Raw genomic sequence first — 3109 nt, 5'->3', positions numbered from 1 at the left:
GGTGATAAAGGGCGGCGCGTTCCTGTAAGGGAACGCGCCGCCTCCTCCTGGGAGAGGCTCGGGAAACTCTTTAGCGCGACGCGAGGCGTTCGGGGCGGGTCCAGCCCGCCAGCTGCTCGCCGGCATGGGTCCGCACGAAGCAGCGATCGCCGCTCGCGCGGACACGATTGCACAGCGACGCGGCGTCACGGCGGGCAAGGCCGCCGACCGACAGCCGGTAGAAGCTGGTTCCGCGCACGCTCGCCTGCATACCCTGCGGCGACAGTTCGGCAAGCCGGGGTACGGTGCGGGTCAAACGCCGCCAGGCCGTACGGGCAACTGCCTGGGTATCGAACGCGCCGAGCTGCACATAATAACCACCGGCCGCCGGCGACATCGGCGCCGCCGCCATGCGGACCCGCGCGGCGTCCATTCCGCGCGAACCACGATAGTCGCTCGGCAATGCCTGCACGATTTCCTGCCGAGGCGCGAAGGTGATGGCCGGCCGAACGACCGTTGCGAGCCGGGTCGGCTGCGCTACCGGCTCGACGACGATCGGTTCGGCCTGCGCCACCGCGACCGGAGCGGCATCGACGGGCACGACGTCGCCCGGTGCGGACAGCGCCAGTTGCGTCGGCTGACCGCGATCGACCACCGGCGTCACGCCCAGCAGCGCCGCCACCTGCTGCGCCGCCGACTGCGGACGCGCGAAGCCGGCCCATTCGACCAGCCGCGCATCGACCTGTTCGGGCGACATGTCGACCGATGCGACCGTCCGTGCCTCGACCCAGCGTCCGTCGAGCGCGAGGGCGAGCGCCAGGTTCTGCCGCATTGTCGCCGTCGCTGCCGGATCGCGCGTCGCTTCGCTCAGTAGCGCGATGCCCCCCCCCGGATCCCCCGCCAGTGCCAGTGCCAGCCCGCGATCGGCATCGCTGATTCGCGCGGCATGCGCGCTCAGCGTCTGGCGCGCCGCGACCCACTCCCCGGTCGCCGTCTGCGCCAAAGCGAGGTTCAGCGCCGCGCGGCCATCGGCTGGGTCGATTGCCAGCACGTCGCTGAACGCCTGCGTCGCCGACGCGAACCGTCCGGCCTGAAGATAGGCGCGGCCCAGCAGCGTGCGATACCCGGCATCGCGCGGCGCCAGCGCCACCGCCTGTTCGGCAAGGGTCACCGCCGCATCGCCCTGCCGCTTGGCCAGCGCCTTGGTCGCCCTGCCGGCCAGCTTCTGCGCCATGCCCTGTTCGGACGATGCGACCGCCACCGTGCCGCTGGCAACGAGCGCCAGCGAACCGCCGAGCATCGCTGTGGCCAGGCCGATCGATACGAGCAGATGGGTCTTCATTGTGTGCCCTTTGCGGCCCCATCGGGGGCAAGGCGCTGAACGAGCGCCGAAATGTCGGAAGTCGACGGGAGGGACCGATCGAGCGCTTCGAGAACGAACGCCTCCGGCGAAAGGTTGCGGAACGTCGCCGCTAGCCGCAGCCGCAGCAGCCGGTCGGCATCGAGTTTCAGGGTAAGAATTTCGGCGGTCGCAGCCTGCAACTTCGCACGTTCCTGCAACACCGCCGGAACCGCCATTGTCTCGCCCAGGTCGTTCCAGCCGAGATCGTCGGCTTCGTCGGTCCCGTGCGGCCGCATCGCCGGCCGCGCTTCGCCCTTGCGCGCCAGCAGGCCGGGATTGATCTGCGACGGATTGCGCGGGGCCGTCATGATCAGCCCCGTACCCGGCGGCCGAAGCCGCCCGCCGCACGCGGACCACCCGGCAGCGTCGGCACGGCGAACACGGTCCGCCGAAAATTCTTTTCCAGCCGATCCTGGATGTAGCTCCACAGCGCCTCGATCTCGCCACTCGATTTCGAGGTCGGATCGATCTCCATGACCGTCCGCCCGTCGACCATCGACGACGCGAAATCGACCCGGTGGTGGACAGTGACCGGGGCGACGGTGCCATGTTGCGACAACGCCATCGTCGCTTCGGTCGTGATCTTCGCGCCCGGCGTCGCGGCGTTGACGACGAATACCAGCGGTTTGCCGGCACGGTCGCACAGGTCGACCGTCGCCCCGACTGCCCTCAGGTCGTGCGGGCTGGGCCGGGTCGGCACCACGATCAGTTCGGCGACGGCGATCACGCTCTGGATCGCCATGGTGATTGCCGGCGGGGTATCGATCACCGCCAGTTTGAAGCCGTGCCCGCGCAGCGTCTCCAGATCGGCCGCCAGCCGCGCGACCATCGTCTGGGCAAAGGCGGGTTCGTCGGTCTCCCGCGCGTTCCACCAATCGGCCAGCGACCCCTGCGGATCGATATCGACCATCACGACAGGACCGGCCCCCGACCGTTCGGCCTGCACGGCGAGATGGCCCGACAAGGTCGTCTTGCCGGATCCCCCCTTTTGCGATGCCACCGCCAGAACGCGCATTCCGCCCACGTCTCCCTTCTCTTGGCACCGGGAATCGCATGGTTCGGCCTAAAATGCGGTTAACGCCCGCTTCTGGATGCGCCGGTCGCGAAAGCCGTTCCGCCCCGTGCGAAGCGCTGGTAATGAACCGGCATGTTCGCGAAGGGGATTTGGATGCGCGGTGCGATGGGGCTGGCCCTGGTGGTAACGATGGCCTCGGTGCCGGCACTGGCCGATGTGAAGGCGGGGGTCGAGGCGTGGGCGCGTGGCGACTGGGCGACGGCGGTACGCGAATGGCGTGAGCCGGCGGTCGCGGGCGATGCCGATGCGCAGTTCAATCTGGGTCAGGCGTACAAGCTCGGCCGGGGCGTGCCGATGAACCTGACCGAAGCCGAGACATGGTATGCCCGCGCCGCGCAACAGGGCCATCGGCAGGCCGAGGACAATTACGGCCTGATCCTGTTCCAGAACGGCAAGCGCCCCGAAGCCGTCCAGTGGTTGGAAAAGTCCGCTGCCCGCGGCGAGGCGCGTAGTCAGTTCGTGCTCGGCACCATGCTGTTCAACGGCGATGCGGTGACGAAGGACTGGCGGCGTGCCTATGCGTTGATGACGCGCGCTTCATCGGCGGGACTGCCGCAGGCGGCGGCGACGCTGGCGCAGATGGATCGCTATGTCCCCCTGCCCGACCGACAGGCGGCACTGACGATGGCGCGCGATCTGGAACGCGGCGCGGG

4 protein-coding genes are annotated in these 3109 nt (G+C 69.2%); 1 reads left to right on the top strand and 3 read right to left on the bottom strand.

The genetic code is table 11. The features are described from left to right. Positions 1-70: 70 nt before the first annotated feature. Genes ASE59_RS01870 through ASE59_RS01860 form a run of 3 tightly spaced genes read right to left on the bottom strand, consistent with a single transcriptional unit; the run spans position 71 to position 2396 of the window. Positions 71-1321, bottom strand: coding sequence for an SPOR domain-containing protein (locus tag ASE59_RS01870; protein WP_056451416.1), 1251 nt, complete (start codon positions 1319-1321; stop codon positions 71-73). Beyond that, positions 1318-1689: a hypothetical protein gene (locus ASE59_RS01865; RefSeq protein WP_056451414.1), complete on the bottom strand. Its 372-nt coding sequence runs from the start codon at positions 1687-1689 to the stop codon at positions 1318-1320. Before ASE59_RS01865 ends, ASE59_RS01870 begins: the two co-directional genes overlap by 4 nt. A gap of 2 nt (positions 1690-1691) precedes the next feature. Beyond that, positions 1692-2396 carry an AAA family ATPase gene (locus ASE59_RS01860; RefSeq protein ID WP_056451412.1) on the bottom strand — a complete coding sequence of 235 codons (705 nt, stop codon included), beginning with the start codon at positions 2394-2396 and terminating at the stop codon, positions 1692-1694. Positions 2397-2549: 153 nt separating this feature from the next. Here ASE59_RS01860 and ASE59_RS01855 point away from each other — a divergent pair. After that, positions 2550-3109, top strand: a 560-nt coding sequence (locus ASE59_RS01855) for a tetratricopeptide repeat protein (RefSeq protein WP_162235258.1), incomplete at its 3' end; no start/stop codon positions are given.

Origin of the sequence: Sphingomonas sp. Leaf10, assembly GCF_001421245.1 — a bacterium.
In the GTDB taxonomy this organism is placed as follows: Bacteria; Pseudomonadota; Alphaproteobacteria; order Sphingomonadales; family Sphingomonadaceae; genus Sphingomonas.
This window is presented reverse-complemented; position numbering and strand designations above follow the sequence as displayed.